This is a genomic window from Kytococcus sp. HMSC28H12, assembly GCF_001816045.1.
Taxonomy (GTDB): domain Bacteria; phylum Actinomycetota; class Actinomycetes; order Actinomycetales; family Dermatophilaceae; genus Kytococcus; species Kytococcus schroeteri.
In genome coordinates, this window is sequence record NZ_KV824515.1 from 1 (window position 1) to 3,998 (window position 3,998).

Sequence of the window (3,998 nt, forward strand, 5' to 3'; positions counted from 1 at the left end):
CCTCGCGCGCCAGGTCCGCCCCGGCCCGCCTCCGGGCCCTCGCCCGCATCCGCCCCGGTGACCTCGCGCCCGAGGCCCCGCAGAACGCCGAGCCCCGCACCGGTCTGTCGATGGGGGAGCACATGGCCCGCACGGCTGCCGAGTGGAGGATCTCCCGCGAGGCCCAGGACGCGCTGGCCGCCCGCAGCCACCACCGCCTGGCGGCCGCCTGGGACGAGGGCTTCTTCGACGACCTCGTCACCCCCTTCCTCGGCCTGACCCGGGACGAGTTCCTCCGTCCCGACACCTCCGAGGAGAAGCTCGCCGGCCTCAAGGTCGTCTTCGGCAAGGACGGCTGGGCCGGCCAGCCGGGCACCCTCACCGCCGGCAACTCCACCCCGCTCACCGACGGCGCGTCGGCGGTGCTGCTCTCCTCGCCGGAGTGGGCGGCCGCGCACCACCTCACCCCGCTGGCGCGTTTCGTCGACGCCGAGGTGGCCGCGGTGGACCACGTCCACGCCGGGGAGGGCCTGCTCACCGCACCGGTCTTCGCCGTGCCCCGCCTGCTGGAGCGCCACGGCCTCTCGCTGCAGGACTTCGACTTCTACGAGATCCACGAGGCATTCGCCTCCACCGTGGAGGTCACGCTGAAGGCCTGGGAGGACGAGGAGTTCTGCCGCACCCGTCTGGGGCTGCGGGGTGCGCTCGGCCCCGTCGACCGCGAGCGCCTCAACGTCAAGGGTTCCTCGCTGGCCGCCGGTCACCCGTTCGCCGCCACCGGTGGGCGCATCGTCGGAACCCTCGCCTCGCTGCTGCACCGGAAGGGCAGCGGCCGGGGCCTCATCTCCATCTGCGCTGCCGGCGGGCAGGGCGTCGTCGCGATCCTGGAGGCCGTGTGATGAACCACCCCACCCCGAACCCCACTGACCAGGCCGCCCCGACCACTGGCGAGAAGCGCCCCGCGGCGAGCACGCGGTCGCAGGACGGCTGGCTCGGCTTCGTGAACACCCCGCTGGGCGCCCGCCTGGCCGGCTCGCTCGGCCTGCCCCGGCCGGTCCCGCTGCGCCGCTACACCCCCGGTCAGCCGATGCTGGAGGGCCCCGTCGCGCTCGCCGGTGCCGGGGCCGCCCCGGTCCTCGGCCAGGTCGAGGCGCTCCTCGTGGGCCACGGCATCGCGTCGGAGCGCCCGGAGCTGCCGCTGACCCCGGACGAGGCCGGTGACCTCGCCGCCTCCGCCCTCGTGGTGGACATGACCGCCGCCACCACGCTGGCGGATCTCGACCTGCTGCGCCGGGCCGCCCGGGCCACGCTCAGGCGGCTGGCCCCCAGCGGCCGGGTGGTCGTGCTCGGCACCACCCCGGAGGTCCTCGTGGCCGCTGGCGCCCCCACCGAGCAGGTGGCCGCCGCGCAGGCGCTCGAGGGCGTGGTGCGCTCCATCGGCAAGGAGCTGCGCCGCGGGGCCACGGCCAACCTGCTCTGGCTCGACCCCGCCGTGGGCCGGGACCGCGAGGTCGCCGCCACCGGGGCCGCCGTCGCGCCCGAGCTCGTGGAGCCGCTCACCTTCCTGCTCTCGGCCCGCTCCGCCTACGTGTCCGGCCAGCCGCTGCGCGTCCGCGAGGCCGACCGCAGCCGGGCCGAGGAGTCCCTCGGCTGGCTCCACCCCGTCGAGGCCCAGGAGTGCGCGTTCGCCGGCACCACCGTGGTGGTCACCGGGGCAGCCCGCGGCATCGGGGCCGACATCGCCCGCACCTTCGCCCGCGACGGCGCACGGGTCGTCGCCGTGGACGTGCCGCAGGCGGGCGAGTCCCTGGCCGCCGTGGCCAACGAGGTCGGGGGCGTGGCCCTGCAGCTCGACATCACCACGCCGGACGCCGGGCAGCGCATCGCCGCCGCCGTGGCCGCCACGGGCGCCGAGCAGCTGCACGCGGTGGTCCACAACGCCGGCATCACCCGCGACAAGCTGCTCGTCAACACCGATGCCGACCGGTGGCGCTCGGTGCTCGAGGTGAACCTCGTGGCCCAGCTGCGCATCAACGAGGTGCTGCTCTCCGGCGTCCCGGGCGGCCTCGGCGAGGGCAGTTCCGTCGTGGGGGTGGCCTCCACCTCCGGCATCGGCGGCAACCGCGGCCAGTCCAACTACGCGGCCTCCAAGGCCGGCGTCATCGGCGCGGTGCGTTCGCTCGCCCCGCAGCTGGCCGGGCGCGGCATCACGGTCAACGCCGTGGCACCGGGCTTCATCGAGACCGAGATGACCGGCCGCATGCCGGCCCTCACCCGCGAGGTGGGGCGCCGCATCAACGCGATGGCGCAGGGCGGGCTGCCGGTGGACGTCGCCGAGGCCATCGCCTTCCTCGCCCGTCCCGCCAACGGCGGCGTCACCGGCCAGGTGCTGCGCGTCTGCGGCCAGAGCCAGCTGGGGGCATGAGGTGGCCACGCGCATGAACCTGCCGACCCCCTCGTCGCCCCCGGCCGTCGGCGAGCAGGCGGTCCCGGACGTCGACGTCGAGCTCCTCGACGCGGTGCCCAGCCCCGTGTCGCTCTTCGGGCGCGCCGTGCGGGCCCGCGGACGCTCCACCGTCTGCGCGGACGACCTGCCCTCCCGCCGCCTCGTGGTGGCCGAGGCCGGGTGGACCCCCGGGGAGCTCGCCGCCTACTCCCGCCTCTGTGGCTTCCGCTACGGCGCGCCGGTGTCGGCCACCTGGCTCCACGTGCGCACCTTCGGCCTGCAGATGCAGCTCATGACCGCCCCGGACTTCCCGCTGAAGGTGCTCGGCCTGGTGCACCTGGCCAACCGGTGGCGTGTCCACGCCCCGGTGGCGCCCGATGCGGTGCCGGCCGTGACGCTCTGGGCAGACCGCCTCGTGCCCCACCCCAAGGGCGCCCTGGTGACGCTGGCGGCCACGGCCGAGGTGGACGGTCAACGGGTCTGGGAGGGCTGGAGCGAGTACCTGGCCCGTGGCGTGGAGGTCACCGGTGCCACGGAGGGCGCGCCCTCCGGTGGTTCCCGCGACCCCGCTGAGGCTGCCGGTCCCGCGTCCGCCGTGGACGCCGCGGCCCTGCCGGAGCGTGCCCGGTGGCGTCTGGCGGCCGACACCGGCCGGCGCTACGCCGCGGTGGCGGGCGACGCCAACCCCATCCACCTCTCGGCCCTGACGGCCCGGGCCTTCGGGTTCAAGCGCGCCATCGCCCACGGCATGTACACCGCCGCGCGGTCGTTGGCCGCCCTGGAGCCGCACGTCCCGGACGCGTACGCCTACGACGTGGCCTTCGCCAAGCCGCTCCACCTGCCGTCCACCGTGGTCCTGGCCACGGGCCGGGCGGGTGGCGGCGCCGACCCGTCGGGCCGCCGGGGTGTGCAGCAGGTCGCCGTCCGGGCCACGGACCCCTCGGTCGTGCACATGACGGGGACGCTGAGGGCCCTCTGAGGCAGGTGGCGCGGGTTCCACCGAGGCCGGGAATCCGCGCCACCGCGCCGTTTTTGCACATTCCAGAAGCTGTGTGTATTGTTCTCCGAGCGGTCACGGCCGCGACGCCCCTATAGCTCAGTCGGTAGAGCGTCTCCATGGTAAGGAGAAGGTCAGCGGTTCGATTCCGCTTGGGGGCTCTGGTGGTGGCCGGCCTTCGGGTCGGCCCACCCGCCGAGGCGGGGTAGCTCAGCTGGTTAGAGCGCACGACTCATAATCGTGAGGTCAGGGGATCGAGCCCCCTCCCCGCTACTGGCAGACGGTCCACCCAGTGGACCCGCCGCCGTGCCCCATCGGGGCGCACCACGAACAATCCGTCCGAGAGCAGGTTGCCCCATGGCCAGCAAGAGCGCTGACGTCCGCCCGAAGATCACTCTGGCGTGCACGGACTGCAAGGAGCGCAACTACATCACCAAGAAGAACCGTCGGAACAACCCCGACCGTCTTGAGCTGAAGAAGTTCTGCGCGCGCTGCCAGTCCCACACCGCGCACCGCGAGACCCGCTGAGGTCCGCACACCAGACCACGAGGAGGGCCGCCCCGCACGGGGCGGCCC

General features: G+C 74.7%; 4 protein-coding genes and 2 tRNA genes. All 6 read left to right on the forward strand.

All coding sequences use genetic code 11. The annotated features are described in order from the left end of the window. Nucleotides 1-878, forward strand: an 878-nt coding sequence (locus HMPREF3099_RS07460) for an acetyl-CoA C-acyltransferase (protein ID WP_070705404.1), incomplete at its 5' end; no start/stop codon positions are given. Then, nucleotides 878-2,404 (forward strand): 3-oxoacyl-ACP reductase, encoded by a 1,527-nt coding sequence (locus tag HMPREF3099_RS07465; protein ID WP_083323605.1) that lies wholly within the window; start codon nucleotides 878-880, stop codon nucleotides 2,402-2,404. The genes HMPREF3099_RS07460 and HMPREF3099_RS07465, both read left to right, overlap by 1 nt. Before the next feature lie 13 nt (nucleotides 2,405-2,417). Further along, on the forward strand, nucleotides 2,418-3,404 hold the full coding sequence (locus HMPREF3099_RS07470; protein WP_083323606.1) for a MaoC family dehydratase: 987 nt from the start codon (nucleotides 2,418-2,420) through the stop codon (nucleotides 3,402-3,404). Between the two features lie 106 nt (nucleotides 3,405-3,510). Then, a tRNA-Thr gene (locus HMPREF3099_RS07475) sits at nucleotides 3,511-3,583 on the forward strand. Nucleotides 3,584-3,621: 38 nt separating this feature from the next. Continuing rightward, a tRNA-Met gene (locus HMPREF3099_RS07480) sits at nucleotides 3,622-3,695 on the forward strand. Between the two features lie 84 nt (nucleotides 3,696-3,779). Beyond that, nucleotides 3,780-3,950 (forward strand): 50S ribosomal protein L33, encoded by a 171-nt coding sequence (gene rpmG / locus HMPREF3099_RS07485; RefSeq protein WP_015780047.1) that lies wholly within the window; start codon nucleotides 3,780-3,782, stop codon nucleotides 3,948-3,950. The last annotated feature ends 48 nt before the right edge of the window (nucleotides 3,951-3,998 follow it).